This window comes from Opitutus sp. ER46 (assembly GCF_003054705.1).
GTDB lineage: Bacteria > Verrucomicrobiota > Verrucomicrobiia > Opitutales > Opitutaceae > ER46.
Genome location: NZ_QAYX01000019.1, coordinates 127,635 through 152,358 on the forward strand (window position 1 = coordinate 127,635; position 24,724 = coordinate 152,358).

Sequence of the window (24,724 nt, forward strand, 5' to 3'; positions counted from 1 at the left end):
TCAGTACGCCCGGCCCTCGTGCTTCTCGTAATAGTTCACGTACGCCTGGTTCACCACGCGGTAGCCGCCGGGGGTCGGGTATTTGCCCGTGAAATACCAATCGCCAGTGTGATTCGGCAGCGCGGCATGCAGGTTCTCGATCGTCTGGAAGATGATCTCGATTTCGCCCTTCCATTCGATGCCGGTCGGGCGGACGCGATCCACGATCTTCCGCGAGATCTCCTCCGGCGTGAACGGCTCGTAGATCTTGCGGACCTGATTCACCGTCCCGCCCCGCGCGATCTCGTCGGCGCAGGCGCGGTACACTTCCTCGAGGAGGCTCGCCTGCCCGCGTTCGCGCAACAGCTCCACCGCGGCTTCGAAGGCGATGAATTTGCCGAGCTCCGACATGTCGATGCCGTAGCAGTCCGGGTAGCGGATCTGCGGCGCCGTCGAGACGATCACAATCTTGCGCGGGTTGAGCCGCGCCAGGATGCGCAGGATCGAGCGCCGCAGCGTGGTGCCGCGCACGATCGAGTCGTCCACGCACACGAGGTTGTCACCCGGCTGCACCGACCCGTAGGTGATGTCGTAGACGTGGCTGGCAAGCTGATTGCGCAGGCTCTCCTGCCCGATGAACGTCCGCAGCTTGATATCCTTGCTGACCACCTTCTCGCCGCGCGGCCAGTTGCGCAGGATCAGGTCGTCAACCATCGCCTCGGTCAGCGTGCCTTGCCGGCTCGCGTCCATGATCGCCTTCTTCACCTCGTCGCGCCGGCGCTCGCGCAGCGTCGACATGAGGCCGTAGTAGGCCACCTCGGCGGTGTTGGGGATGAAGTTGAAGACGGTGTGCGCCCAATCGTGGTCGATGGCCTTGATCACCTGGTCGGCGAGGCCGCCGCCGAGCGCCTTCCGCTCCTGGTAGATGTCGATGTCGTTGCCGCGCGAGAAATAGATCCGCTCGAAGGAACACGAGGACCGCGGCATCGGCGCCGTGAAGGGCGCCACGCTCAATGTGCCGCGCTTCTTGATCACGAGCACGTTGCCCGGCGGGATCTCCTTCACCTGCGGCACCTGCAGATCGAACACCGTCATCAGCGGCGCCCGCTCCGAGGCCACCGCGACCACTTCGTCGTTCTGGAAATAGAAGGCCGGCCGGATTCCCGAGGGATCCCGCGCCACAAAGGCGTCGCCGTTGCCGATCAGGCCCGCGATGGCGTAGCCACCATCCCACTTTTTCGAGGCGCGGGTGATGACGCGCGTCAGGTCGAGATCCTCGCTGATCCGCCGGGAAATCTCCTCGCCGGAGAGTCCGCGCGTGCGCAGGAACCGGTAGATGTCCTCATGCTCCTCATCGAGGAAGAAGCCGACTTTCTCCAACACCGCCTGCGTGTCCGACGCGAAGATCGGGTGCTGCCCGATCGCAATCAGGCTGTTGTTCAGCTCCCGCGTGTTCGTGAGGTTGAAATTGCCGCAGAGCGCCAGGTTGCGCGTCGGCCACGAGCTGCGCCGGAAATAGGGGTGGCACGCACTGACGCCATAGCCGCCGCTCGTACCGTAGCGGAGATGGCCGAGGTAGAGCTCCGCGCCGAAATCAAAGTGCTGCTTCACCGTGTCCGGAAACTCCGGATGCACTTCGCCCCGGGAGACCAGATCCTTGAAGCGGCCAAGCAGCTGGCCGAAAACGCGATCGAGCGGGTTGGGCTCGGTATTGCGCTCCCGGAACATGTACGGATCGCCGGGAGGCATGTCGAATTTCACACAGGCCACGCCCGCTCCGTCCTGGCCGCGGTTGTGCTGCTTCTCCATGAGCAGGAACAGCTGCGTAAACCCCCAAAGCGCCGAGCCATACTTCTCCTGGTAGTAGCTCAACGGCTTCAGCAGGCGCACCATCGCGATGCCGCATTCGTGCGTCAGGAGGGAATCCCGTCGCTCCACCACCTCGTCCATCATTTCGTCGCTCATGTTGGTAGGCCAGTCCTCGAGGGAATGTCCGATTCCAGTCTCAGCAACACCCGCAGGCCGGCCGGACCGGCTCGGTTGAGGTCGGGAAGGCGCGGCAGGAAGTCGGAAATCGTCGGGCAACACGCTGAAAAGGCGGTGATTTCGGGGCGCGGGCGGGAATGGTCAACGGCTTTTCTCGGCCGGCTTCTTCACGTCATGTAAATCGCCCTCCCAGCATCACGAAACGCGAGCCGCCGCGGCGCTTTCATCCTCGGGTCCGGCCCAAGCCGTCTTCGCCGCAACAGGTTGCGGGCACACGCAAGCCGGTGGCGCGCGTCGCCCCTAGGGCACGCCCCAAGGCTCGGTTTATGACGCAGTTCGCCCGGCGTTTTTCTCCTTCGCGCCCGACCGCCAGACCCGGCGCCCCCATCGCCCTCCGCCAGCCCCCTTGACCACCCCCGGCTTGTTGTTGAGCGTCATTCCTTCCTGCCATGCTGATCCTCCGCGGCTCACCTGCCCTCTCCCCGTTTCGCCTCCAGAAACTGCTCCAGGACCTGACGTCCGCCGGCGTCCCAGCCGCCGGCCTCAGCGCCGAGTTCGTGCACCTGGTCGAGACCACGGGAGAGCTGTCCGCCGCGGAGCGCGAGGTCCTCGAAAAGATCCTCACGTACGGCCCGAGCCGCGAAGCCAAGCCGGTGACCGGCTGGCTGCAGGTGGTCGCCCCGCGCCCCGGCACGATTTCCCCGTGGTCCTCGAAGGCGACCGATATCGCCCACATCTGCGGCGTCGCCCAGGTGAAGCGGATCGAGCGGGTCATCGCGTATGTCGTAGACCCCGGGTCCAGCCGCCTGACCACCGTGCAGCGCGCCGCCACCGCCGCCCGACTGCACGACCGCATGACCCAGGCGATCTTCAACGACCTCGAAAGCGCGGCGGTGCTCTTCCAGCACGAGGCGCCTCGCCCGCTGACCACCGTTCCCGTGCTCGCGCAAGGCCGCACCGCCCTGGTCGCCGCCAACCAGACGCTCGGGCTGGCGCTGGCCGACGACGAGATCGACTACCTCGTGAAAGCGTTCACCGGCCTCGGCCGCGACCCGAACGACGTCGAGCTGATGATGTTCGCGCAGGCCAACTCCGAGCACTGCCGGCACAAGATCTTCAACGCCACCTGGGAAATCGACGGCGAGGCGCGGGACCGCTCGCTGTTCCAGATGATCAAGAACACGTACCAGCTGCACCAGGACGGCATCCTCTCCGCGTACAAGGACAATGCCGCCGTTCTCGTCGGCTCCCGCGGTGGCCGGTTCTTCGTCGACCCCAAGACGGGCGACTACGCCGCACACGAGGAGGACATCCACATCCTGTGCAAGGTGGAGACGCACAACCACCCCACCGCCATCTCGCCGTTCCCCGGCGCCGCCACCGGCTCCGGCGGCGAAATCCGCGACGAGGGCGCCACCGGCTGCGGCGGCAAGCCCAAGGCCGGCCTCACCGGCTTCACCGTCTCCAATCTCCGGATTCCCGGCGCCGTGCAGCCTTGGGAAAAGGACCACGGCAAGCCGAACCGCATCGTCTCCGCCCTCGACATCATGATCGACGGCCCGCTCGGCGGCGCCGCGTTCAACAACGAGTTCGGCCGGCCCAACATCAACGGCTACTTCCGCACCTTCGAGGCCAAGGTTCCCGCCGCGCCGTCCGCTTCCGGCGGCACGTCCGAGCTGCGCGGCTATCACAAGCCCATCATGCTCGCCGGCGGCCTCGGCAACATCCGCGCCGAGCATATTCGCAAGGGTGAGATCAGACCGGGCGACAAGCTCGTCGTCCTCGGCGGCCCGGCGATGCTCATCGGCCTCGGCGGCGGCGCCGCCAGCTCCATTGCCAGCGGCCACGGCAACGAGGACCTCGATTTCGCCAGCGTGCAGCGCGACAATCCCGAGATGGAACGCCGCTGCCAGGAGGTCATCGACCGCTGCTGGGCCCTCGGCGCCGACAACCCCATCGCCTTCATCCATGACGTCGGCGCGGGCGGGCTCTCGAACGCCCTCCCCGAGCTCGTCAACGACGGCGGCCGCGGCGGTCGTTTCAACCTGCGCAAGGTGCCGAACGACGAGCCGGGCATGACCCCGCTCGAGATCTGGTGCAACGAGTCGCAGGAACGCTACGTGCTCGCCGTTCCGGCCGACCGCATCGACGCCTTCGCCGCGCTCTGCGCCCGCGAGCGCTGCCCGTTCGCCATCGTCGGCGAGGCTACGGAGGAAAAGCGGCTCGTCCTCGAGGACCCGCATTTCAAAAACACGCCGATCGACATGCCGCTCGAGGTTCTCCTCGGGAAGCCGCCGCGCATGCACCGCCGCGAGCAGTCACTGCGCCGCCCGCAGTTCCCGCTTACACTCCCGGAATCCGTCACCGTGCTCGAGGCCGCCCGCCGCGTCCTCGCCCACCCCGCCGTCGCCGACAAGACGTTCCTCATCTCCATCGGCGACCGCACCCTCGGCGGCCTGATCTGCCGCGACCAGATGGTCGGTCCCTGGCAGGTTCCCGTCGCCGACTGCGGCGTCACCGCCGCCGCGTACGACGTGTACACCGGCGAGGCCATGGCCATGGGCGAGCGTACCCCGGTCGCCGTCAACAACGCCGCCGCCTCCGCCCGCCTCGCCGTCGGCGAAGCGCTCACCAATCTCGCCGCCGCCCAGATCGGCGATCTCGGCAAGGTCAACCTCTCCGCCAACTGGATGGCCGCGCCCGCCGTCCCCGGCGACGCCGCCGATCTCTACGCTGCCGTCCACGCCGTCGGCATGGAGCTCTGCCCGCAGCTCGGAATCACCATTCCGGTGGGCAAGGATTCCATGAGTATGAGCACGGTGTGGTCCGACACCGAGGGCCAGAAGCGCATCACCGCCCCCGTCTCCCTCATCGTCTCCGCCTTCGCCCCGTGCGCCGACGTCCGCCGCACGCTCACGCCCCAGTTGCAGACCGACGGCTCGGCCGCCGACTCCGTCCTCCTGCTCATCGACCTCGGCCGCGGCCGGAATCGCCTCGGCGGCTCCATCCTCGCGCAGGTGTATTCGCAGATCGGCGCGGAGACGCCCGACGTCGACCACGCCGCCGAACTAAAAGGCTTCTGGAACGCGATTCAGCAGCTCGGCCGCGACCAGAAGATTCTCGCCTACCACGACCGCTCCGATGGCGGTCTCCTCGTCACCGCGCTCGAGATGGCCTTCGCCGGCAACGTGGGGGTGGACCTCGAACTCGCCCCGGGCGTCGATGCTTTCCCCGTCCTCTTCGCCGAGGAACTCGGCGCCGTCATTCAGGTGCGCAACGACGACCTCGACGCCGTCCACGGCGTCCTCCGCCAGCACGGCCTGAAGGCCCGCGTCACGCGCATCGGTCAACTCAACGGCGACCAGACGTTCCGCGTCCGCCGCACGGGCAAGGTCTTCCTGAACGAACCGCTGGCCGCGCTGCGCGCGATCTGGTCCGATGTCACCCGGCAGATTTCCCTCCGCCGCGACAACCCCGCGTGCGCCGAGCAGGAATACCGCCTCAAGCTCGACCCGCAGCACCGCGGGATCACGCCCGTGCTCACGTTCGATGTGCAGGCGACCCGCTCGGACCTCGCGGCGAAGCTCGCCAGCGACGCCGCAGGCGAAAACGCGCCCGCGCCCGGCAGCGCCCTCGATGCCAGTCATGTGGCGCTGGCCCGCACCCGCCGTGCGCGTCCCGCCGTCGCCATCCTGCGCGAGCAGGGTGTCAACGGCGAGGTCGAGATGGCCGCGGCCTTTACCCGCGCCGGCTTCCGCGCGGTCGACGTGCACATGACCGACGTCCTGGCGGGCCGGATTTCCCTGCGCGATTTCCGCGGCCTCGCGGCCTGCGGTGGGTTCAGCTACGGCGACGTGCTCGGCGCCGGCGAGGGCTGGGCCAAGAGCATCCTGTTCCACGAGCGCGCCCGCGCGGAATTCAGCGCCTTCTTCGCCCGCGAGGACGCCTTCGCCCTCGGCGTGTGCAACGGCTGCCAGATGATGAGCAACCTGCACTCCATTATCCCGGGCGCCGAGCAGTGGCCGCACTTCGTCCAGAACAAGTCCGAACGCTACGAGGCGCGGTTCGTCTCCCTGCAGATCGAGTCGAGCCCGAGCGTGTTCTTCACCGGCATGGAGGGCTCGGTCATCCCGATCGCCGTCGCCCATGGCGAGGGGTATGCGGAGTTCAAGGACGCTGCCGCGGCGCAGCGCTGCAACGCATCGGGCCTGGTCGCGGCGCGGTACGTGGACAGCCACCACCAGCCCACCGAGGTGTATCCACTGAATCCCAACAGCTCGCCTTTCGGCATCACCGCCCTCACGACCGCCACCGGGCGCGCCATGATCATGATGCCGCACCCGGAGCGCGTCTTCCGCAGCGTCACCATGAGCTGGCATCCGGCGGACTGGGGCGAGGATTCGCCCTGGATGCAGCTGTTCTACAACGCCCGCCGGTGGGTGGGCTAAGTCGCGCCGGCCGTGCGGGTAGTACCACGGGCGGACTCTCGCCCGCCCCGGGGCACCGCGTCGTTTGACGGCGGCGCGGAACGTCTCGCCCAGCCCACCGCGGCCGAGCGGCCGCGCGGCCTGCGGCGGGCGGCCGGTGGACAACTCAGACCAAACGCACGATCCTGCGCCCATGCCTGACACACGGCCTCAACCCGAACGCCTTCCGGAGCCGCGCATCCTGCCGCCGGCCGAGGCGCTGCTCGCGGCCGAAAGCGGTGGCGGCACGCCTTGCGAACGCGCCGCGCCCGAGCGCATCCGCAAGGGCACGCCCGCGTTTCGGCGGATTGCGTTCGCCATGCTCGCGGCGGGTTTCGCTACGTTTGCGCTGCTCTACGCCGTGCAGCCGCTGATGCCGATCTTCGCGCGGGAGTTCTCGCTGCATGCCGCCTCGAGCAGCCTCGTGCTGTCCATCTCCACCGGGCTCCTCGCCGGCGGGCTGATCCTCACCGGACCGCTCTCGGACGCCGTGGGGCGCCGGCCCGTCATGATGATCGCGTTGTTCGGCTCGGCCCTCGGCACCCTGGGCAGCGCGGTGATGCCAACGTGGCACGGCGTGCTGTTCATGCGCGCGATCATCGGGCTCTCCCTCAGCGGACTCGTGGCGGTGGCGATGACGTACCTCAGCGAGGAGATCCATCCGGAGGTTCTCGGCTGGTCGATGGGCCTGTACATCAGCGGCAACGCGCTGGGCGGGATGCTCGGCCGCCTGATCGTCGGCGTGATCGTCGACTTCGTTTCCTGGCGCGTCGCCCTTGGCGTGCTGGGCGGACTGGGGCTCATCGCCGCGCTGCTTTTCGCCCGGCTCGCGCCCGCCTCCCGCCATTTCCGGCCCACGCCGCTGCACTGGGCCCATCTGCGCGCCGGCTTTGCGCTCCACCTGCGCGACGGCGCGTTGCCGTGGCTGTTCGCCGAGGGCTTCCTGCTGATGGGCGGCTTCGTCACCCTCTTCAACTACATCAGTTACCGCCTGCTGGCGCCCCCGTACCTCCTGAGCCAGGCGATCGTCGGCTGCATCTCCGCCGTGTATCTGATCGGCATGTACAGCTCGGCGCGCGTGGGCGCGTTGGCGGACAAGCTCGGCCGGCGGCGCGTGCTGTGGGTCGTCACCGCGACGATGCTCGCCGGCGTGCTGGTGACGCTCGCGCGGCCGTTGCCGGTCGTGCTCCTCGGGATGTTGATCTTCACCTTTGGCTTTTTCGGCGCCCACTCGGTCGCCAGCAGTTGGATCGGCCGCCGCGCCCGCCAGGCCCGAGGACAGGCATCCTCGCTCTACCTCCTCGCCTACTATCTCGGTGGCAGCATCGCCGGCACGCTCGGCGGCTACTGGTGGCACCTCGCCGGCTGGCCCGGCGTCGCGCTGTTCATCGCCGCGTTGCTTCTGGCCGCGCTCCTTGTCGCCGTCCGCCTCATCCGCGTCCCGCCGCTCACCGCCGCGTGACCGGCGCCGCGCGTCGCTTACGGCGAAACGTCACGCGCGTGACGCTGCGCCGTCCCAGTGGAAGACCTCCTCCATGCCGGCCCACCACTCGCCCGCGGCGCGAGTCTCGAGCGGATGCTGGCAGGGGATGCAGACGCTCCACCAGCGCTGGGTGGTCGGGTCGGCGGCCATCTTGGCCATGTCGGCGGCGTAGTCGGTGCCGACGTACTCGAAGTACGAGAACAGGACCGGCTGCCCGTCATCGAGCTTCCGGAGGTAGATCGAGTAGTTGCGGATGTTGCACGCGCTGATCATGCGCAGCACATCGGGCCACACGGCCGCATGCAGGCGTTTGTATTCCTCCACCTTCTCCGGGTGCAGCCGGATGACCGAGCCATAGCGTTTCATAAGGGATCTCCTAGTGGATGGCGGCCGCGAGGTCACCGACGTAATTGCCATAGGTCAGGAGCAGGACGGCGCCAACCAGGATGACGAGCGCGGCGGCGATCGTCTGGTCCGTGAGGCGGCGGCAGTTGCGCCATTCGCGCAGGACGATCCCGACCACGTTGCTGATCAGGACCAGCATGATCATGTGGATGGCCCAGCTGGTGAACTTGTAGTGGCCCATCCGCACGTGCCCGAGATTGTAGAAGAAGAACTGGCCGTACCAGAACGTGCCCGTGAGCACCGCGAGCCCCCAATTGACGGAGAGCCGCGCGCCCGCCGGCGCCGTCGCCGGCAGCGCCACGACTTCGCGCAGCGTGCCCTGGCGCACGTGCAGGAACAGGCAATAGAGGGCGGTCGTGAGAAACGCGCCCGTATTGGAAAAGACGTACACCACGTTGCCGCGCCACACGCCGGCGCCATGCGCCGTAGCCACGTCCGCAATCGGATCGCCCGCCTCGAGCGCAAACCCGTACACCGCCGAGAGCACGCCCGCCAGGAGCGAGAGCGCGAGGCCCTTGCCGAGCGAGAAGGAGCCGCGGGCCGATGCCGCGGTGAGATCCTTCTCCTTCAGCCGGCCGGCGATGCCCGTGCCCGCGATACCGACGATGCCGACCAGGATGCCCGCCACGATCCACTCCGCCCCGGGTCGGCTCAGCGTGGTGAAGAGCGTACCCTTCACCAACGGCGGGATCAGCGTGCCCAGCACGCTCGAGAGCCCGACCGCGATCGCGTAGGTGAGCGAGAAGCCGATGTAGCGGATGGAAATGCCGAAGGCGGTGCCGCCGATGCCGTACGCGGCGCCCAGCAGGAAGGCGTTGCGCATCGCGCTCGTCGGCGCCTCGCGCAGCACGGCCCCGAGCTCGGGAATGGTCAGCCACGCCACCACCAGCGGCAGGATGAACCAGCAGAACGCCGCCTGCGTCAGCCAGTAGCTCTGCCAGGACCAGCCGCGGATGCGCTTCTCCGGGGTGTAGCAGGTTGCGGCAAACGTGGCGCCGACCGCATGCAGCGCCACGCCGAGCAGGGGATTGGAAACGACGGGATTGTTCACGGGGTAGGTCGTTCAGTTGGGCGGCGGGCTCAAAGGACCTCGTCGTACTCGTCCAGCTTGAGTGGATACTGGCCGTGCTCGCGCACGAGCTTGACGATGTAGTCGTAAGTCGCGCCGGAGACGCCGCTGCTGACCGAGTGGTCGCTCATGAAGATCATCCCGCCGCCTTTCGCCGCGTTGAGTTTCCGGAGCACCTCGCGCCGGATCGCCGCGCGGTCTCCCGTCTCCCAGACCTGCACGTCGCTGTTGCCGCAGAACGCGATCTGGTGGCCGTACTGCCGGCGGAGCTCGACCACGTCCATGCCGGCCTTGGCCTCGAGCGGATTGTAGCCGTCGATGCCCATCTCGATGTAGTCCGCGAAGATCGCCTTCACGTTGCCGCAGCCGTGGTAGATCACCGGCAGCCCGTGGGCGTGCGCGGCGGCGGCGATCTTGGCCACCCAGGGTTTGAAATAGGTGCGCCAGTAGGTCGGCGACATGAAGGTGCTCTTCCGGTACGCGACGTCGCCCCAGATAACAAAGCCGTCGAGGTAGCCCTTGCCCGCCGCCAGTTCGGCCTCGGCCATCGCCAGGTAATACGCGCCCAGCCGGTTGATTACCTCCCCCATTTCCTCGGGGTACTCGCCCATCCACATCAGCGCATTCTGCTGCCCGATGAGCCGGGTCAGGCACTCGCTGACCTCGATCATGCTGCCGTACACCGGCAGGTCGGGCCACAGCGACTTCACGGTGTCGATCCAGGCCGGCGAGTTGCGCTCAAAGCCGTCGCCCACGCCGGCGATCTGGTTGTCGCCGGCGGCGAAGAAGCGGCGCGGGTCATCGGGCCGGTCGAAAGTCGCCTGCTGCAGCTTCTCGAACGTGTCGAGATCCCACGCCCGCATCTCCGGCATCGGGAAGGAAAAGTGCTTGTGCATGATCGCCCCGAAACCGGTCCGCACGGTCACTTCCTCCGCCGACTCCTGGATCGTTTCGAAGGGCCGGATCCACGGGTCCATGTTCGGCACGGTCGTGATCAGATCGAGGTCGTAATGGTAGTACGGATTCGCGTCGGCCGGGAGGCCGAGCTCCGCGCGCCAGCGGCGGGTGAAGCCGCCCCAGAAGAAGTCGCTGATCGGCACGCGATCGGGCTGCTCGTGGCGCAGCGCCCGGTTCACGCGCTCGAGTTTGCGCAGGGTGTTGGGCTTGCGGCCGGACTGGGCCGCGCTCTTGCCGACCGTGTTGAACATGCTCATGGGCGAAGGCCTCGGGAGAGGACGGGGCGGGAGGAGGGGGTAAAGGCCGGGCGAGCCGGCGGGGCGAAAGCCGCAGGATACGCGATTGACGCCCAAAATCGCTATGCCCGATTGTGCCAAAGTTATGTCCTTTCCGCTACCAGGCCGGATCAACCGCGGGGCGTACGACCAGCCCTTTTCGGGCGTGGGCATCGAGTTCGACCCACTCGACGTGAAGCCCGGCCGGAGCGGACTGACGTTGCACGAGGCAGGCTTCGTGGCCGACAACGGCGACTGGAACTTTCCCGGGGTGTTCAGCCCGTTCTGGCGGCTCTACCGCAACCACCGTCGCGGACACTGCGTGCTCTTCGGCGACCAGATGATCGAGCTCACGCCGGATCGGATCGTGCTGGTGCCCCCGCATTGCCTCTTCCACTGCCTCGGTGGCAACCCCGTGCCAACGTTCTGGCTCGCGTTCAGCTTCGCCCGGAAGCTCCACCCGCAGCAATCACTCCCGGTCCTGCTCGCCCCGCGCGACACGGAGTTGTGTCTGATTCGGGACTTGGAGGCCCTGATCGCCGCAGACGCCCACTGGGATCCAACCGAAGCGATCCGACGCCACAGCCTGGCGTTGCTGCACGTGGTGCTATCGCGGCCCGAACTGCCGTGGCAGCCGCCGCTGCCGGAGAAGCTGCGCCGGGTGCACGACTACATTGAAGCCAACCTCGCAACCCCGCTCGCCGCACCCGCCCTCGCGCGCCGCGCCGGGTTGAGCGTCGCCGGTTTCAATCGCGCGTTCAAACGCCACTTCGACACCTCGCCCGCGCGCTACGTGAGCGAAATCCGCGTCCGCGAGGCGGCCCGCCGGCTGCTCCACACCGACGCCACCATCGAGGCGATCGCCGCCGACACCGGCTTCCCCGACCGCGCCTACTTCAGTCGCGTGTTCAAAAAGGTGACGGGCGAATCGCCCGCCGCTTTCCGCCGCCAACATGGCCGCACAGCTTTGGCCGGCGACATACGGTGACACCGCCGCGAACGCGCCGGGATTCGCCACGCCACGTCAGGCGGGACGACGCATCGCCGCCAACGCACAGTGGATGTTGGCGGCGGCTTAGTCCTTGCCGTACTCGGGGTGCCGCGGTCCGCGCAGCAGCCCCTGCCCCGGAGGCCCCGGCGGGGTCACCAGTTGGTAGCAGGCGACAGTCGCGACCATGTGGGCCTGGTCGGTGAGCTTGTTCAGCACCTGCGTCACGAGCGCTTCCAGCAGGCCGGACTGGCCGCCGGCTTGGGCGTACACCGAGCCCTCCCACAGGGTCGTGCCGGTACGCAGGTCGACCAGCACTGCCCGGGCGCGGACAAAGGTGTCGGCCACGACGAGCATGTACTTGCTGCCATATTCCTGAACCGTGACGTACAGCGCCGCATCGGCCCCGAACACCTCGCGCAGCTTGGCCGGCGGGGCTTGGTGCATGTCGGCCGGCATGGTGAGGCCATTCTCCTTCATCATCTGGTCCACGACCACGAGCGGGAACACGTAATAGCCGAGTTCGCTGATCGGCCGCGTCATCGCGGTGTACACGCTATAGGTCGCGCGCACGTCGCTCGACGCGTTGATCGGCGGGAGCACGAGGATCGAGGCCGGCCGGCTCTGACGAAAGGCCGTGTAGTCTTTCGGGGCGACCGTCTGGCAGCCGGCCAGGAACAGGCCGACCAGCGGCCCCAGGACAAGCGCGAGTCGCTTCATGACTTTGCCGGGGTCGGAGGTTTCTGGTTCAGCAACCGATCCATTAACTGCGCCGATTCCGGGAAGAGCCGCTTTTCCGCCTCAAACTCCTTCCGGGCGAGGTCCGACTTGCCGACCTGCTCGTAGAGATAACCGAGATGCGCGTGGAAGCCCGGATGAACCGGCAGGTTGGCGGCGGCCGCCTTCTGTTCATCCTCGAGCATCAGCTCGATCTGGCGTTCCGGGGAGGCCTTCTGCGGCGCGCTGTAGCCCTGATAAATGGAGGTCTCGTAGCGGCCCCAGTAGTACAGCGGTCGCGCGGTCTGGCAGCCAACCAAGGCAAGCAGCAGCACGAAGGTGCCGCAGCGGATGAGCGGGTTCATTTCTTCCAGCCGCCGTTTTCAAACTTCACCACCAACGCGTCGATCGCCTGACGGATCGCCAGGTCGAGCACCTTGCCGTTGAGGGTGGAGTCATAGCCCGCGGTGCCGCCAAACCCGAGCACCTCGCGGTTGCTCAGCACGTACTCACCCGCGCCCTGCACGGAGGTGACGACCTGCGAGGTGGCGACATCGACGACGTAGATGCTCACCTTGGCGTAGGCGACCTGCTTCTTGCCCTGCCCCACGATGCCGAAGAGCTGCTCGTCACCGACCTCCTTGCGCCCGAACTCGGTGATGTCGCCCGTGATGGTAAACTCAGCGCCCTTCACGGTCGCGGCCTGGCCGGAGAGCTGAGCCTCCCGCTTGATCTCGTCGAGGTTCTCGCGATCAAGCACGGCAAACCGACCCGAGTCCTGCAGGTGAGTGACCAGAATCGTCTTCGCCTGGCTGCCCAGCCGGTCCACGCCGTCGGAGAAGATCCCGCGCATGAAGTTCGACCGGTTGTCGAACTTGCCCACCGCCACCATCCCCTTCGGCCCGGCATACGGGCGCGCCGCGGCCTGCACCTGGGCGGTTTCAAGCGGACGATTGGATTCCGTGGCACAACCCGCCAATGCGACGAGGGCACCGGCGAGGACAAGGGGCAGCAGGGGGCGAATGTTCATGGCGGTTGGTTTTGACGGTAAAGGGCAACCCCGCCCGGGCAGGACCCGGCGCTGGAGCAGGACCCACGGCTTGGAAGCTTGGGATCGGCGCAGAGTTCCGTCAAATCAGTTGGCGACGCCGGCGGTCGTCCCGAGGTCACTCGAAACTGACCCACAGTCGCCGCAAAAGGTCGCGCCCGCGGGTGCCCGCGCTCACGCGCCCCAGACGCGGAAGTCCTTCAGAATCGAGTCGCCGATGAACTCGCGGAGGATGGAATTGTCCGGCACCCACTCGGTGGCGATCGGCGAGAACCACTCCAGGAACGCGAGCAGCCGGCGAGCCTCGACGTACTCGGCCGTGCCCGGCTCAACCTGCCGCAGGAGCGGCTCGGCGATCGGGCGCAGGACGGAGAGCTCGTAGGCCAGCGCGGAGTTGAACATCACGTGCGCGTTCTCCTGGTAGGGGAAGATGTGCAGCTTCTCGCCGCGGCGCACCGATTCCCACCGGCCGATGGTGTCGGCGGCATTATACCCGCGGTCGCGCGCGTCGCGCACGATGCGGCGGATGAGCCGGGTGTCGGTCGTGGAGATCCGGTTGTGCCGGTCGAGATTCAGCTGCGTGAGCGCGGAGGCGTAGATCTGGAACGACTGCGCGGCGAGCGTCGGCGGGATGAGCCGCGGGTTCAGGCCGTGGATGCCCTCGAGGATGATCAGCTGGCCGGCGCGCAGCTTGACGGTTTCGCCGGGGTACTGCCGCCCCTCCTGGAAGCTGTACTTGGGGAGCTGGACCTCGTCGCCCTTGAGCAGGCGCTCGAGGTGCTCGCCGAGCTGCGACAACCGCAGCGCGTCGATGGTCTCGTAGTCGAGCTGGCCGTTCGCGTCGCGCGGGGTCTCCTCGCGGTTTACGAAGTAGTTGTCCAGCTCCAGGGCAAACGGGGCCAGGCCGTAGGTCAGCAGCTGCACCGCCAGCCGGCGCGAGAACGTAGTCTTGCCCGACGACGACGGGCCCGAAATGAGGACGAGGCGAGCCTGGTCGCGACGCTCGGAGATCTGCCGCGCGATATCGGCAATCGTCTGCTCGTGGAGCGCCTCGGAAACCAGGATGAGTTCGCGGCTGCGGCCGGCCTGGATGGCGTCGTCGAGGGCCCCCACGCTGCCGATGCCGAGCTTCTCGAGCCACGCGCCGTACTGCCGGAACGCGCCCAGCAGCTTGGGGTTGCTCGCCAGCGGGGTCAGGGTGTCCGGCGCGTGCTGGCGAGGGTAACGCAGCACGAAGCCACCGTTCATGACCGTGAGATCGAAGCAGCTCAGGTAGCCCGTCGAGGGCACCATGAAGCCATGGCGGTCGTCGACGCAGTTGCCGAGCTTGTAGAGGGCCGTCGTCTGCTTCCGCCGGTGCTTCATCAGCCGGACCTTGTCCAATTGGTTCTGCTTCTCGAAGAGGCTGATGGCCTCGCCCACCGGGACCTCCACGCGGACCAGCGGCAGGTCGAGTTCGATCAGCCGGCGCATCTCCGCCTCAAGCTGTTCGATCTCGGTCTCGATCAGACGCGGACGCTTCCGGACCTCGCAGAAGTAGCCGCCCGACGCCAGCGAGTGCTCGATGTAGAGCTCGGTGGCAGGGAACAGGTTCATGAACGCCGCCTCCAGCAGGAAGGTCAGCGAGCGGCGGTAGATGCGGGCGCCATCGACCTCAGCCATGGTCACGGGGCGAACCCGGCATTCGAGTTCGATCGTCCGCGTCAGCTCACAGAGCTCGCCATTGATCACGACGGCCACGATCGGCGCGGGCGTGCTATCCTTCAGCGGAGCCAGCAGCGTGGCAGCGGTTGCTCCGCGCGGGCCACGCAGCGTTCGGCCGTCGGGAAGGTGGATATCAACGGTCTGGCTGGGGGTTACGAAACTCGTCTCGGTCATGGGGACAGATTAGGCTCCACATACATCGGCGCATCGCAATCCGAACCTCAGCGCGTTTTTTGCGGATGCTTTGGCTAATACCCTGTTGTCACGCACATCAGCCACCTGCCTCGCGCGCCTAACCGTTCGGCCAGCCTGACGTTGAGCGAAGGGCCGCCTCCAGCTGAATTGAAGCCACTTCCTTCCCGCCATGCATCGACACGCAATTTTTCTCCTCGCTGGCATCGTGTTGCTCAGTGCCGGGTGCGCCAGCAATGGCCGACGCGGCACTCCCGCGGCTGACACCCGGATCAGTAATGCCACGGCCTACGACAGTTATGTGACGCGCCGCACCGACGAACTGACGTCCGCGGGCAAATACTCCAAGGAGGAGGCCCGCACGCTGGCCGAAAGCGAGGCGACGCGTCGTTACGGCACCCGCACCACCGGCGAGGGCTCCAGCCAGTCGGCCAGTTGGACGTGGGGCAGCCAGCAACCCAAAGAAGTCTCCAAGTCGGACCTCGACAGCGCCTTGAAGCGGGCGGGCCAGAAGTAACCTCGCGCGCGCCGGGACGCCTGCGTCCGCGCCTTACGCCTCCTTGTTGCGCGGGTGAAACTTGGCGTGCTGGGACAGCAGCCGCTGGGGCTCGACAGCGGTGTAAATCTGCGTGGTCGAGATGCTGGCGTGGCCGAGCATCTCCTGAATGGCCCGCAGATCGGCACCACCCGTCAGCAGGTGCGTGGCGAACGAATGCCGCAAGGAGTGAGGTTTCACCTTCTTGGTGATGCCGGCACGCTTCACGTACTGCTGCACGATCAGCCAAAGGCCCATGCGCGAAAGCTTTGTGCCGCGGTTGTTGAGGAAGAGCTGGCTGCCGGTGCGCGGCTTCACGAGATGCGGCCGGCCGGAAGTGAGATACGTCAGGACTGCCTCCCGGGCCTTGGCTCCGACCGGCACCACCCGCTCCTTCGAGCCCTTGCCGAAGACACGGATGAAACCGTTCTCGAGATCGATCTGCTGGATCGTAAGCCCCGCCAACTCCGAGACCCGGAGCCCGCTTGAGTAGAACAGCTCCAGCAGCGCGCGATCACGCAGCGAACGCGGATCGCCGCCATGCGCGGCTGCGAGCAACCGCGCCATCTCGTCCTCAGACAAGGTCGACGGCAGCTTGCGGTTGAGTTTCGGGCCGCTGAGCAGAGCGGTGAAATCATCCGCCCGGAACCGTTCGCGCACCAGGAACCGGGCGAACATCCGCAGCGCGCTGAGCTTGCGGGAAAGGCTCGCGACCGAATAGCGCCCGGCACTCAGCGAGTGAATCCACGCTTCGGCCTGGGCCGCCGTGACACTTCGCCAATCCGCCACGCCCTGGCGCGCGAGAAACGCCGCCGCCTGCTTCAAGTCGTCGGCATAGCTGACGATCGTGTTCTTCGCCAAGCCGCGCTCGAGGCTGATGAAGGCCAGGAAAGCATCGATGTCGTCCGCGAATGCATTTGCCGGCGGCTTAGCCGGCGCCGCGGGATCGATTGATTTCTTCGGACGCCCCATCGTGAGCGCAGGTCAATGACGCTGCGGCGGACAAATGCCAACCGCCAAACCCACGCGATCCAGCGCCAACGAGCGGAAATCGATCAGTACCGGCGCCGCATCATCGGCGGCGGGGGCGGCGTGCTTTCCTTCATGCGGAAAGTGATGCGCGCCTTCTCCAGATCGTAAGGGCTCATCTCCATCTTCACCGTGTCGCCAGCGGCGATCTTGATGAAGTTCTTCCTCAACTTTCCCGAAATGTGCGCCAGCACCACGTGTCCGTTCGCCAGCTGCACCTTGAACATCGTGCCCGGCAGAACCGCCACGACCTTCCCTTCCACTTCAATCGCGTTGCCGTCAGCCATAATTAACGCGGATTTCGCGTACGGTCGGGTGCATGGTCATAAGGTCGGGGGTCAAAAGCCACTTGTAAGTCAGATTTTCGGTCGCTTAGTCAAGGTTTCACTCTGCCCGGATGAACCCGCCCTCCTCGCCCGCCACGCCGCCTCCCTGCCCGTTTGAGAAGCGGTTTCCGTCCCAACTGGTGCGTGACGACCTGTTCTTCATGACCCTCGCGTACAACCAGGCCATCGACGCCTGGCGCAAGGACGAGGTCCCGATCGGCGCGGTCATCGAGCTGGGCGGCGAGGTGATCGCGGCGGCGCACAATACGGTCGAATCCGCCCACGATCCGACCGCTCACGCCGAGATGCTGGCCATCACCCAGGCCGCCAGCCGGCTCGGTGATTGGCGGCTGGAAGGCGCCACCCTGTACGTCACCAAGGAGCCTTGCCCGATGTGCTCCGGCGCCACGCTGATGTCGCGGGTCCGCCGCGTCTGTTACGCCGTCCCCGATCCCAAGATGGGCTGCCTCGGCGGCGCCACCAACGTGAACGACCTCCCCCGCGTGAATCACCACGTCGAGCTCACCGTCGGCGGGGTGCTCGAACGCGAGTGCCGTGACCTTCTGCAGGCTTTTTTCCGACTCAAACGCCAGAACGAGGATGAGGGGGTAAACGGCGGCGGCGTTTGACGTAAACGCCCACCAGTGCATTAGTTGCCCCCTCCCACTAGGGGCTAAAATCGAAATCAACTCACACCATGGCCTTCGAACTTCCGCCACTCCCATACCCGTCCAACGCCCTCGAGCCGCACATCGACGCGAAGACGATGGAGATCCATCACGGCAAGCACCACAACGCGTACGTCACGAACGCCAACAACGCCCTGAAGGACCAGCCCTCGCTCGGCGGGATCGACGTCAACACGCTCATCTCCGACCTCAGCAAGGTGCCCGAGGCGATCCGCGGCGTGATCCGCAACAACGCCGGTGGCCACAGCAACCATTCCTTCTTTTGGAAGATCATGGGGCCCGGCAAGGGCGGCGCGCCCAAGGGCAAGCTGGCTGAGGCCATCAACGCCACCTGGGGTTCGTTCGACAAATTCAAGGAGGAGTTCGCCAAGGCCGCCGCCACCCGGTTCGGCTCCGGCTGGGCGTGGCTCGTCGTGACCAGCGACAAGAAGCTGGCAATCGGCTCGACCGCCAACCAGGACAGCCCACTCATGGGGAAGGCCGTCGCCGGCCTCGAGGGCAAGCCCGTCATCGGCCTCGATGTCTGGGAGCACGCCTACTACCTGAACTACCAGAACCGCCGCCCCGACTACATCACGGCCTGGTGGAACGTCGTGGACTGGGACGCGGCCGAGAAGAACTACCAGGCCGCCCTCGGCTAAGCCTCGCCTCTCCTCCGGCGCTTGGGTCGCCGGGAAACAATTTGGCCGCACCTTTCGGGTGCGGCCTTCTTGTTGCCGAGGCGGACGCAGCGTGGGCCGCGACGCTCAGTTGGCGTTCAGCACGCTGGCCTGCATCGCACTGCCGATCGGGCCGCTGTTGGTGGTGATCGGCGTGCTCCGGCCCGTCTCCGTATCCAGGATACAGAGGACGCTCGTGGTGCGGTCGCGCGCGGTGTAGAGCAGATGCCGGCCGTCGGCGAGCCAGCTCGGCTCGATGCCGTCAAACGCCGCCTGCGAGACGATCTGCGCCGAGCCCTTGCTGCTGTCATACACCGCCACCTGGAAGCGGCTGCCCTCGCGGACCGTGCAGGCGATCAGGTTGGGCTTGGCGCGGCTCCAGTCGGGTTCCGCGGTGTAGCGATACCCGGTCGCCAGCCGGCGCGGCGTGCCGCCGGCGGCGGGCATCACATAAAGCTGCGGGCCGGGCTCCATGGCAAAGACAAGTTGCGCGCCGTCCGGCGACCAGCACGGCGACGATTTAACGGCGTCGGACCGCGTCCGCCGCACCGGCAGACCGCCCTGTGCGCCGCCGACCCAGATTTCCGGCGTGCCGGAGCTCGAAAGCACCATCGCGATCTGCTGGCCGTTCGGGCTGAAGCGGGCGCCGCTGTTCGTACCCTTGAAGCGCGCGTAGATCGAGCGGTCGAACGAGCGCATGTTGATCATGTAGATGTCCGGGAAGCCCGACTGGAAGTAGCTCGTGTACACGAGGCGGGAACCGTCGGGCGACCAGCGCGGCGAAAGGACCAGCGCGCGGTCGTTGGTGACGCGCTTGGCCTCCCCCATAAATAGGTCGGAAACATAGATCTCCTTCTTGCCGCTGCCCTCACCCACAAAGGCGAGCCGCGCCGTAAAGAAACCCCGCAGCCCAAGGCCATTGGTCTTGCCCACCGCGATATCCGCCGCGCGGAGCAGCGCATTGCGCGGCGAGGTGCCGCTCACCGTCTCGGAGAAGGCAATCGCGTTCTCGCGGCCGCGCAGGATGTCGAGCTTCACCTGGTTGCCACCGAGGTGCGTGAAACGCAGGTCGTACGAGTAGTCGGTCGCTCGCACGATGTACCGGCCGTGCGACCGAAACGCGATGATCGCGAGCGAGTTCAGCTCCGGGTTGTTCGACGAAACGCGGACGGCAATCGCGTCCTTGTCGACGGCGACATCGACGACGCCGAGCTTGCGGACCGGCGCCGCCGCGAACACGGCAGCAGCCAAAAACGGGAGGAATAAGCAGTACCGGAGGAGAGTGCGCATGGCAGAAAGTGATTGGAATGACGCGGCGCGCGTCCGGCATTTCTATTTGCGCGCGCGCGACGCATAACAACCCTTAATTGCTCACAATCTCCGCCTCTCGTGACCACCGAACAGATCAAGGAACAGTTGAAACACGTGAAATATCCCGGCTTCAGCCGTGATATCGTCTCCTTCGGACTGGTCCGCTCCGCCGGATTCTTCGACGGTACGGTCAAAGTCTCGCTCGCATTGACGACCACCGATCAAAAGGTGCCGCTGCAGCTCAAGCAGGAGGTGGAGAAAGCGCTGCGCGCGTTGCCCGCCGTCAAAGATGTACTGGTGGAGATTTCCGTCGCCGCGCCGAAGGCCCCCGTGGCTCCCGGTGGGGGCGCCACCGGCAATGTCGCCGGCAACGCGTCGGCGGCGCCGAAGAGCATTCGTCACGCGGTGGCGATCGCCTCCGGCAAGGGCGGCGTCGGCAAGAGCACCTTCGCGGTCAACCTCGCGTGCGCGCTGGCGCAATCCCTCACCGCGCAGGGCCGCCCGGGGCGCGTCGGCTTGATGGACTGCGATATCTACGGGCCCAGCGTGCCGTTGATGATGGGCCTGCAGGGCCGCCCGATGGTCGAGGGCGAAGGGCAGGACGCCATGCTCATCCCGATGGAGCGGCATGGCGTGAAGGTCATGAGCATGGGCTTCCTGGTGGACGACAACACCCCCGTCGTGTGGCGCGGCCCGATGATCATGAAGACCGTGCAGCAGTTCGTGCAGAACGTGAAATGGGGCGAACTGGACGTGCTCCTCGTTGACCTGCCGCCCGGCACCGGCGACGCGCAACTCTCCCTCGTGCAGACGCTGCCACTCGACGGCGCGGTGTTGGTGACGACGCCCCAACCCGCGGCCACCAACGTGGCGCGGAAAGGTGGCCTGATGTTCCAGAAGGTGAACGTCCCGCTCCTCGGCGTCGCGGAGAACATGAGTTACTTCGTCGATCCCGCCGGCAACAGACATCACGTGTTTGGCTCCGGCGGCGGCGTGGCCGTCGCGGAAAAACTGGGCACGTCACTGCTTGGCCAAGTCCCGCTGATTCCGGAGATCCGCGCCGGTGGAGACAGTGGTGAACCGATCGTCGTCAGCGCCCCCCAATCGCCCGCCGGAGCCGTGTTTCAAAGCTTGGCGACGTCATTACTGTCGCAACTAGAACGATCAAACCGGCGCATGTGACAGTTGAGCAACATTGGGGGGATTGACAGGTCCGACGGCGTCGGTCTCATTCTCTGTCAGCGCTGCACGCATGAGTTCTCCAGTTCAAGAGCCTTCGACCTCACGGGAGTTCGTGAAACAATCCAGCCTGTACCAGGAATTCCTGGCGGAGCGGGAGGAGATCTTGAAACACAAATGGCTGGAGTCAGAGCGCTTGGGTTACGACATCGGCTTCGAACGCGCCCTCTTGGACTGGATTCGCAAGCACCGCGAAAGCTGGCGCGCCGCGCGCCGCCAGCAGCAGCACCAGCAGCAAGGCGGCAGCGGCACGACGATGCCCTTCCCGCCCGCCGGTAACGAAAAGAAGGCGAGCTAAATGCAAAAAGCCGGGCACACGCCCGGCTTTTGTTTTGGCCGCAACGTACTGCGGCGGCGCGTGATGGCGCTTACTTGATCTCGCGATGAAGCGTGTGGCGCTTCAGGTGCGGGTTGTACTTCTTCTTCTCAATCCGCTCCGTGACGGTCTTTTTGTTGCGCTTGGTGAGGTAACGCGAAACCGGTTTGCCCTCTTTGCGCGCTTCCGTGCACTCCAGGATGACTTGTTCTTGCATGATCGAAATGGGTTGAGGGGTCAGAGGAAACGGTGGCCTTCGCCGGGTGCAAGCCAGAAGAATGGCGGTTTCCGAGGCCCCACCACTGCCCCACCCTGCCTCAATCAGCGACGTTTCTCGGTCAGGGGAACCATCACGCCCCGGCGGAACAAGGTCACCTGCCCGGTGCTGGACGAAACCACGATCGAGATGCAATTCGCGGCTACGCTGATCGCGGCGGCCGCCGCGTGGCGGCTGCCCAGCCCGCTCGGCAGCACGTGGCTGCTGTCGGTCGCCTGAATCAGGCTGCCCGCCGCCTCCACCACCCCGTCGCCCCGAATCACGAAGCTGCCGTCGATCGACGAGAACTCCTTCACGGTCTCATCCATGAACGGATTCAGAATGTTCCGGTCCTCCTCCTTGTAGCCGAAGAACGGATTCAACACGAGGGGCTTGGTCAGCTTCTCCACCTTCTCCGTATCACCGACCACAAACAGGCAGCCGACCGGGCGGCCTTCGCGGCCTTCGACCGCCAGCTCCGTCGCTACGGCGATCACGCGCTCCAGCACTTCCGGTTTCACATCCTCGGGCAGCAGGTCGGCCGTCGAGCCGGTGAGCAGCGTCTGAAATTCGCGCTCAATATCCACGACCACAAGCGTGTCGAACTGGTTGCTCCCGGTGATCCCGCCAATGCAGCAGATTCGGTCGGTAAACGTCACCACGCCGCGCGTCAGCGCCACCAGGATAGAACTGCGCAGTTGCGCCAGCCGCTGGTTCGAGAACGAGCGCACCTGGATCGTCTCGGTGAACTGCTTCTCCTCCTCCGTGGGCTCGATCGCCGTCCGCGTCACGAGGATCGTCTTGAACTTGGAGCGCAGCGTCCCGGGCTGGATGCCGCCGATGAAGGTGTCGCCGAAGACGATGATGCCGCTGCAGTCCGTTCCCTCCGCGACGCGCTCGGCTTCGCGAAACATGAGCCGGTTCACCCGGTTCTGTTGCGCCTGCACGGCGCGCAGGCCGCCAAAGCCACCGACCAGCCGCTCGTGCAGCGCCTCGGCATCGGGCGCGTTGACGAGACTCTCGACGAGCGAGGGATCCTTCACCTGCTGCGCGATCGCCGCGAGCACCTGCAGGTAATCGCGCGCGTTCTCGCCCGCGATCAGCATGAAGATCAGATGCACGCGCTCGTCCGCGAGCGCGCCGTCGTGCCGGATGCCCACGCGGCTCCGCCCGATGGCGAGCACGTACCGGCGCGCCATCTTCACCCGCACGTGCGGCAGCGCGACGCCCAGGCCCAGGTAGGTGGTCATCGTGCTCTCGCGCGCGAGCAGCCCTTTCAGCAGCGACTCGGGCTTCAGGTCCGGAAACTTCTCGACGGAGACGTCCAGCAACTCCTTCAGCGCCCCCTCAAGATCAAGGGCGCGCAGGTCGATAATCCGGTTCCGGGCGATGATTTTTTCGAGCCGCATGGGAAGAGATCGTCGGCCAGGGGCCCATCCACATCAACCACGCCGCCGACCGGCGGCGCCTGGAATCGCGCAGCGGGAACGCATCATCATTCGCATGCCGCTCGCACCCTTCAACTCCGGCATCAGCGCTCCCACTGGAGCGCGCCTTTCTTCACTTCGTACCACAGTCCCAGCACGAGCACCCCGAGGAAAAAGAGGATGGGGCCAAGGATCGCGATATTGTGGGCGAGGAACTCCCGGTAGATGAACGTCCACGGAATCAGGATCACGATCTCCAGATCGAAGAGCATGAACAGGAGGGCCGTGAGATAGAACTTCACCGAGAACCGCGTGTGGACCAGCCCCTCCCCCGGCAGACCGCATTCGTACGCCGTGTCCTTGATCCGGTTCTTGCGTGCGCGCTGCCCAAAAAAATGGCTCGCGCCCACGACCACGCCGGTGATGCCCGCGGCGAGGACGACCTGGATCAGGAAGGGAAGATACGCTGAGGCGGTCATGCGGTTAACAGACCGACAATAGAGTACAGGGTGGCAATAAAGAAAAGCCGGAAGGCCTGATTGCCACTGCGATGAGACGCCGCCGCCGCCCCGTCCGGGCCGTTTCCCGCGTCAGTCCCCGACGCGAATGATCCGCGCGGAACTGGTCCGCGTGGAACCCACGCCGAGCGTCTCCGCAAACTCCAGCGTGCGGACTTCCTCGTCGATCGGCTCGAAACCCGACTGGCGGCGATGGGCATTGATGCGATCGCGCATGAGCGCGTCCATCATCACGGGGTCGCGGCTCAGCCAGACCACCGGCTCCGACACCGTGTACAGCGAGTTGAAAAAGGGCCCGCCGATGAACTGGTAGTGCTGCAGGCTCGCGATGGTGAAGACCCATGTTTCCCGCAGTTCGGGAATGGCGCTCATCTCGGCCACGGCCGCGGGCGCATTGGCCGGCGAGCGGAAGAAACGCGCCGTGTTCGAGGCGTTCCACAGCGTGGCGTTCACGAGCGCGCCGTTCACGCCGAGCGTCGGGTGATCGGTGTACACCGGCATGTTGATCCAGAAGTCCGCATCCAGGAAGAGCGGCGTCGCGAGGAAGCTCTTGCGGTCCTCATCCTTGGTCGTGCTGTTCGCCACGTCGGCGGTCTGCTTCGCCGCGAACACCGGATCGAACCGCTGCGGGAGCGGCGAGTCATAGAACCAGACCGGGTCATAAAAGCGCCCCGACTCAAGCACGTACACGGGGTTGCCAGCGAAAGGCGTCTGGCCCGAAACGAGCGACGGCAGATATCCGGTCATCCGCAAACGGAGCGCATTCAGGCCAACGAGGAAGATGTTCTGGTGCTCAAAGCCGCGCCGCTTCAGCGCCGCAATCACCGCCTTCACCAGCGGAACCGGCGTGGCCATCCCCGGCCCCGAATCCGCATAGACCTTCAGGCCGACCCGCTTCTTCTGGCCCGGCACCAGCTTGCGCCCTGACGCCTTCTCATAGGCCTCGAACAGCGCTTCCACCTCGGTGTGGTAATCCTCCTCTGAAAAGCTCGGCAGGCGGGCCTGCCACACCGGCTCGATCGGCGCCTTGGAGGATGTCGCGCCCGTGGGAGCCAGCTGCGGAGCGGCCGCACGGAGGGTGGCAGCCACTAGGGCCAGACCGAGGAAGGAGAGAAAAGACAGGCGCATGGGAAGGGATTGAGTCGCCCAA

23 protein-coding genes are annotated in these 24,724 nt (G+C 66.3%); 8 read left to right on the plus strand and 15 right to left on the minus strand.

Features of this window, described 5'->3' with window-relative positions; all coding sequences use genetic code 11:
* Positions 1 to 1,944, minus strand: coding sequence for an amidophosphoribosyltransferase (locus DB354_RS05585; RefSeq protein ID WP_233256564.1), 1,944 nt, complete (start codon positions 1,942 to 1,944; stop codon positions 1 to 3).
* 470 nt (positions 1,945 to 2,414) lie between these two features.
* On the opposite strand from DB354_RS05585, the gene purL reads away from it, so the two are divergent.
* The gene (purL, locus tag DB354_RS05590; protein ID WP_107834457.1) at positions 2,415 to 6,413 is read left to right on the plus strand and encodes a phosphoribosylformylglycinamidine synthase; all 3,999 of its coding nucleotides are present in this window, start codon (positions 2,415 to 2,417) and stop codon (positions 6,411 to 6,413) included.
* A 172-nt stretch (positions 6,414 to 6,585) separates the two neighbouring features.
* Positions 6,586 to 7,893 carry an MFS transporter gene (locus tag DB354_RS05595; RefSeq protein WP_107834458.1) on the plus strand — a complete coding sequence of 436 codons (1,308 nt, stop codon included), beginning with the start codon at positions 6,586 to 6,588 and terminating at the stop codon, positions 7,891 to 7,893.
* 30 nt (positions 7,894 to 7,923) lie between these two features.
* On the opposite strand, the gene DB354_RS05600 is transcribed toward DB354_RS05595, so the two are convergent.
* The 3 genes from DB354_RS05600 to DB354_RS05610 are packed head-to-tail and all read right to left on the minus strand — an operon-like array spanning position 7,924 to position 10,602.
* Positions 7,924 to 8,280, minus strand: a complete 357-nt coding sequence (locus DB354_RS05600) for an L-rhamnose mutarotase (protein ID WP_107834459.1) — start codon at positions 8,278 to 8,280, stop codon at positions 7,924 to 7,926.
* 10 nt (positions 8,281 to 8,290) lie between these two features.
* Positions 8,291 to 9,370: an L-rhamnose/proton symporter RhaT gene (locus DB354_RS05605; RefSeq protein ID WP_107834460.1), complete on the minus strand. Its 1,080-nt coding sequence runs from the start codon at positions 9,368 to 9,370 to the stop codon at positions 8,291 to 8,293.
* 29 nt (positions 9,371 to 9,399) lie between these two features.
* Positions 9,400 to 10,602 carry a uroporphyrinogen decarboxylase family protein gene (locus DB354_RS05610; RefSeq protein WP_158277382.1) on the minus strand — a complete coding sequence of 401 codons (1,203 nt, stop codon included), beginning with the start codon at positions 10,600 to 10,602 and terminating at the stop codon, positions 9,400 to 9,402.
* Between the two features lie 124 nt (positions 10,603 to 10,726).
* Between DB354_RS05610 and DB354_RS05615 the strand changes: the two genes are divergently transcribed.
* Positions 10,727 to 11,608, plus strand: a complete 882-nt coding sequence (locus DB354_RS05615; RefSeq protein WP_158277383.1) for an AraC family transcriptional regulator — start codon at positions 10,727 to 10,729, stop codon at positions 11,606 to 11,608.
* Positions 11,609 to 11,695: 87 nt separating this feature from the next.
* Here DB354_RS05615 and DB354_RS05620 read toward each other — a convergent pair whose 3' ends face one another.
* From DB354_RS05620 to DB354_RS05635, 4 genes are all read right to left on the minus strand, one after another.
* The gene (locus DB354_RS05620; RefSeq protein WP_107834463.1) at positions 11,696 to 12,328 is read right to left on the minus strand and encodes a GNA1162 family protein; all 633 of its coding nucleotides are present in this window, start codon (positions 12,326 to 12,328) and stop codon (positions 11,696 to 11,698) included.
* Positions 12,325 to 12,690, minus strand: coding sequence for a DUF4810 domain-containing protein (locus DB354_RS05625; protein WP_107834464.1), 366 nt, complete (start codon positions 12,688 to 12,690; stop codon positions 12,325 to 12,327). The genes DB354_RS05620 and DB354_RS05625 overlap by 4 nt, the downstream gene beginning before the upstream one ends.
* Entirely contained in the window at positions 12,687 to 13,355 is a 669-nt protein-coding gene (locus DB354_RS05630; RefSeq protein WP_107834465.1) for a CsgG/HfaB family protein, read from the minus strand. Before DB354_RS05630 ends, DB354_RS05625 begins: the two co-directional genes overlap by 4 nt.
* A 192-nt stretch (positions 13,356 to 13,547) precedes the next feature.
* On the minus strand, positions 13,548 to 15,251 hold the full coding sequence (locus DB354_RS05635; RefSeq protein ID WP_107834466.1) for a nucleoside kinase: 1,704 nt from the start codon (positions 15,249 to 15,251) through the stop codon (positions 13,548 to 13,550).
* 190 nt (positions 15,252 to 15,441) lie between these two features.
* On the opposite strand from DB354_RS05635, the gene DB354_RS05640 reads away from it, so the two are divergent.
* Positions 15,442 to 15,786: a hypothetical protein gene (locus DB354_RS05640; RefSeq protein WP_107834467.1), complete on the plus strand. Its 345-nt coding sequence runs from the start codon at positions 15,442 to 15,444 to the stop codon at positions 15,784 to 15,786.
* Between the two features lie 33 nt (positions 15,787 to 15,819).
* Here the strand turns inward: DB354_RS05640 and xerD are convergent, their stop codons facing one another.
* On the minus strand, positions 15,820 to 16,776 hold the full coding sequence (gene xerD / locus DB354_RS05645) for a site-specific tyrosine recombinase XerD (RefSeq protein WP_107834468.1): 957 nt from the start codon (positions 16,774 to 16,776) through the stop codon (positions 15,820 to 15,822).
* Positions 16,777 to 16,859: 83 nt separating this feature from the next.
* A complete protein-coding gene (gene infA, locus DB354_RS05650) occupies positions 16,860 to 17,120 on the minus strand; it encodes a translation initiation factor IF-1 (RefSeq protein ID WP_107834469.1) in 261 nt (86 codons plus the stop codon).
* A 110-nt stretch (positions 17,121 to 17,230) separates the two neighbouring features.
* Between infA and DB354_RS05655 the strand changes: the two genes are divergently transcribed.
* Together DB354_RS05655 and DB354_RS05660 are read left to right on the plus strand one after the other, a co-directional pair.
* Complete coding sequence (locus DB354_RS05655; RefSeq protein WP_107834470.1) at positions 17,231 to 17,788, plus strand: nucleoside deaminase; 558 nt, start codon at positions 17,231 to 17,233, stop codon at positions 17,786 to 17,788.
* A 68-nt stretch (positions 17,789 to 17,856) separates the two neighbouring features.
* Complete coding sequence (locus tag DB354_RS05660) at positions 17,857 to 18,489, plus strand: superoxide dismutase (protein WP_107834471.1); 633 nt, start codon at positions 17,857 to 17,859, stop codon at positions 18,487 to 18,489.
* A gap of 105 nt (positions 18,490 to 18,594) precedes the next feature.
* Here DB354_RS05660 and DB354_RS05665 read toward each other — a convergent pair whose 3' ends face one another.
* On the minus strand, positions 18,595 to 19,797 hold the full coding sequence (locus DB354_RS05665; RefSeq protein WP_107834472.1) for a PD40 domain-containing protein: 1,203 nt from the start codon (positions 19,795 to 19,797) through the stop codon (positions 18,595 to 18,597).
* Between the two features lie 99 nt (positions 19,798 to 19,896).
* On the opposite strand from DB354_RS05665, the gene DB354_RS05670 reads away from it, so the two are divergent.
* Entirely contained in the window at positions 19,897 to 21,000 is a 1,104-nt protein-coding gene (locus DB354_RS05670) for an Mrp/NBP35 family ATP-binding protein (protein ID WP_107834473.1), read from the plus strand.
* A gap of 112 nt (positions 21,001 to 21,112) precedes the next feature.
* Complete coding sequence (locus DB354_RS05675) at positions 21,113 to 21,355, plus strand: DUF4032 domain-containing protein (RefSeq protein WP_233256565.1); 243 nt, start codon at positions 21,113 to 21,115, stop codon at positions 21,353 to 21,355.
* A 70-nt stretch (positions 21,356 to 21,425) separates the two neighbouring features.
* Here DB354_RS05675 and rpmG read toward each other — a convergent pair whose 3' ends face one another.
* From rpmG to DB354_RS05695, 4 genes are all read right to left on the minus strand, one after another.
* Positions 21,426 to 21,590: a 50S ribosomal protein L33 gene (gene rpmG, locus DB354_RS05680; RefSeq protein ID WP_107834475.1), complete on the minus strand. Its 165-nt coding sequence runs from the start codon at positions 21,588 to 21,590 to the stop codon at positions 21,426 to 21,428.
* 104 nt (positions 21,591 to 21,694) lie between these two features.
* Positions 21,695 to 23,038, minus strand: a complete 1,344-nt coding sequence (locus tag DB354_RS05685; protein WP_107834476.1) for a PTS sugar transporter subunit IIA — start codon at positions 23,036 to 23,038, stop codon at positions 21,695 to 21,697.
* Between the two features lie 122 nt (positions 23,039 to 23,160).
* Positions 23,161 to 23,535, minus strand: a complete 375-nt coding sequence (locus DB354_RS05690) for an NADH-quinone oxidoreductase subunit A (protein ID WP_107834477.1) — start codon at positions 23,533 to 23,535, stop codon at positions 23,161 to 23,163.
* Positions 23,536 to 23,646: 111 nt separating this feature from the next.
* Positions 23,647 to 24,702: a DUF362 domain-containing protein gene (locus DB354_RS05695; protein WP_107834478.1), complete on the minus strand. Its 1,056-nt coding sequence runs from the start codon at positions 24,700 to 24,702 to the stop codon at positions 23,647 to 23,649.
* Positions 24,703 to 24,724: the final 22 nt, after the last annotated feature.

Coding starts and splice junctions, on each gene's coding strand:
- DB354_RS05615 (WP_158277383.1), top strand. CDS start 10,727: ATGTCCTTTCCGCTACCAGGCCGGATCAACCGCGGGGCGTACGACCAG.
- DB354_RS05665 (WP_107834472.1), bottom strand. CDS start 19,797: ATGCGCACTCTCCTCCGGTACTGCTTATTCCTCCCGTTTTTGGCTGCT.
- DB354_RS05600 (WP_107834459.1), bottom strand. CDS start 8,280: ATGAAACGCTATGGCTCGGTCATCCGGCTGCACCCGGAGAAGGTGGAG.
- purL (WP_107834457.1), top strand. CDS start 2,415: ATGCTGATCCTCCGCGGCTCACCTGCCCTCTCCCCGTTTCGCCTCCAG.
- DB354_RS05690 (WP_107834477.1), bottom strand. CDS start 23,535: ATGACCGCCTCAGCGTATCTTCCCTTCCTGATCCAGGTCGTCCTCGCC.
- DB354_RS05655 (WP_107834470.1), top strand. CDS start 17,231: ATGAACCCGCCCTCCTCGCCCGCCACGCCGCCTCCCTGCCCGTTTGAG.
- DB354_RS05585 (WP_233256564.1), bottom strand. CDS start 1,944: ATGAGCGACGAAATGATGGACGAGGTGGTGGAGCGACGGGATTCCCTC.
- DB354_RS05695 (WP_107834478.1), bottom strand. CDS start 24,702: ATGCGCCTGTCTTTTCTCTCCTTCCTCGGTCTGGCCCTAGTGGCTGCC.
- DB354_RS05630 (WP_107834465.1), bottom strand. CDS start 13,355: ATGAACATTCGCCCCCTGCTGCCCCTTGTCCTCGCCGGTGCCCTCGTC.
- DB354_RS05685 (WP_107834476.1), bottom strand. CDS start 23,038: ATGCGGCTCGAAAAAATCATCGCCCGGAACCGGATTATCGACCTGCGC.
- DB354_RS05595 (WP_107834458.1), top strand. CDS start 6,586: ATGCCTGACACACGGCCTCAACCCGAACGCCTTCCGGAGCCGCGCATC.
- DB354_RS05625 (WP_107834464.1), bottom strand. CDS start 12,690: ATGAACCCGCTCATCCGCTGCGGCACCTTCGTGCTGCTGCTTGCCTTG.
- xerD (WP_107834468.1), bottom strand. CDS start 16,776: ATGGGGCGTCCGAAGAAATCAATCGATCCCGCGGCGCCGGCTAAGCCG.
- DB354_RS05660 (WP_107834471.1), top strand. CDS start 17,857: ATGGCCTTCGAACTTCCGCCACTCCCATACCCGTCCAACGCCCTCGAG.
- DB354_RS05620 (WP_107834463.1), bottom strand. CDS start 12,328: ATGAAGCGACTCGCGCTTGTCCTGGGGCCGCTGGTCGGCCTGTTCCTG.
- infA (WP_107834469.1), bottom strand. CDS start 17,120: ATGGCTGACGGCAACGCGATTGAAGTGGAAGGGAAGGTCGTGGCGGTT.
- DB354_RS05635 (WP_107834466.1), bottom strand. CDS start 15,251: ATGACCGAGACGAGTTTCGTAACCCCCAGCCAGACCGTTGATATCCAC.
- DB354_RS05610 (WP_158277382.1), bottom strand. CDS start 10,602: ATGAGCATGTTCAACACGGTCGGCAAGAGCGCGGCCCAGTCCGGCCGC.
- DB354_RS05640 (WP_107834467.1), top strand. CDS start 15,442: ATGCATCGACACGCAATTTTTCTCCTCGCTGGCATCGTGTTGCTCAGT.
- rpmG (WP_107834475.1), bottom strand. CDS start 21,590: ATGCAAGAACAAGTCATCCTGGAGTGCACGGAAGCGCGCAAAGAGGGC.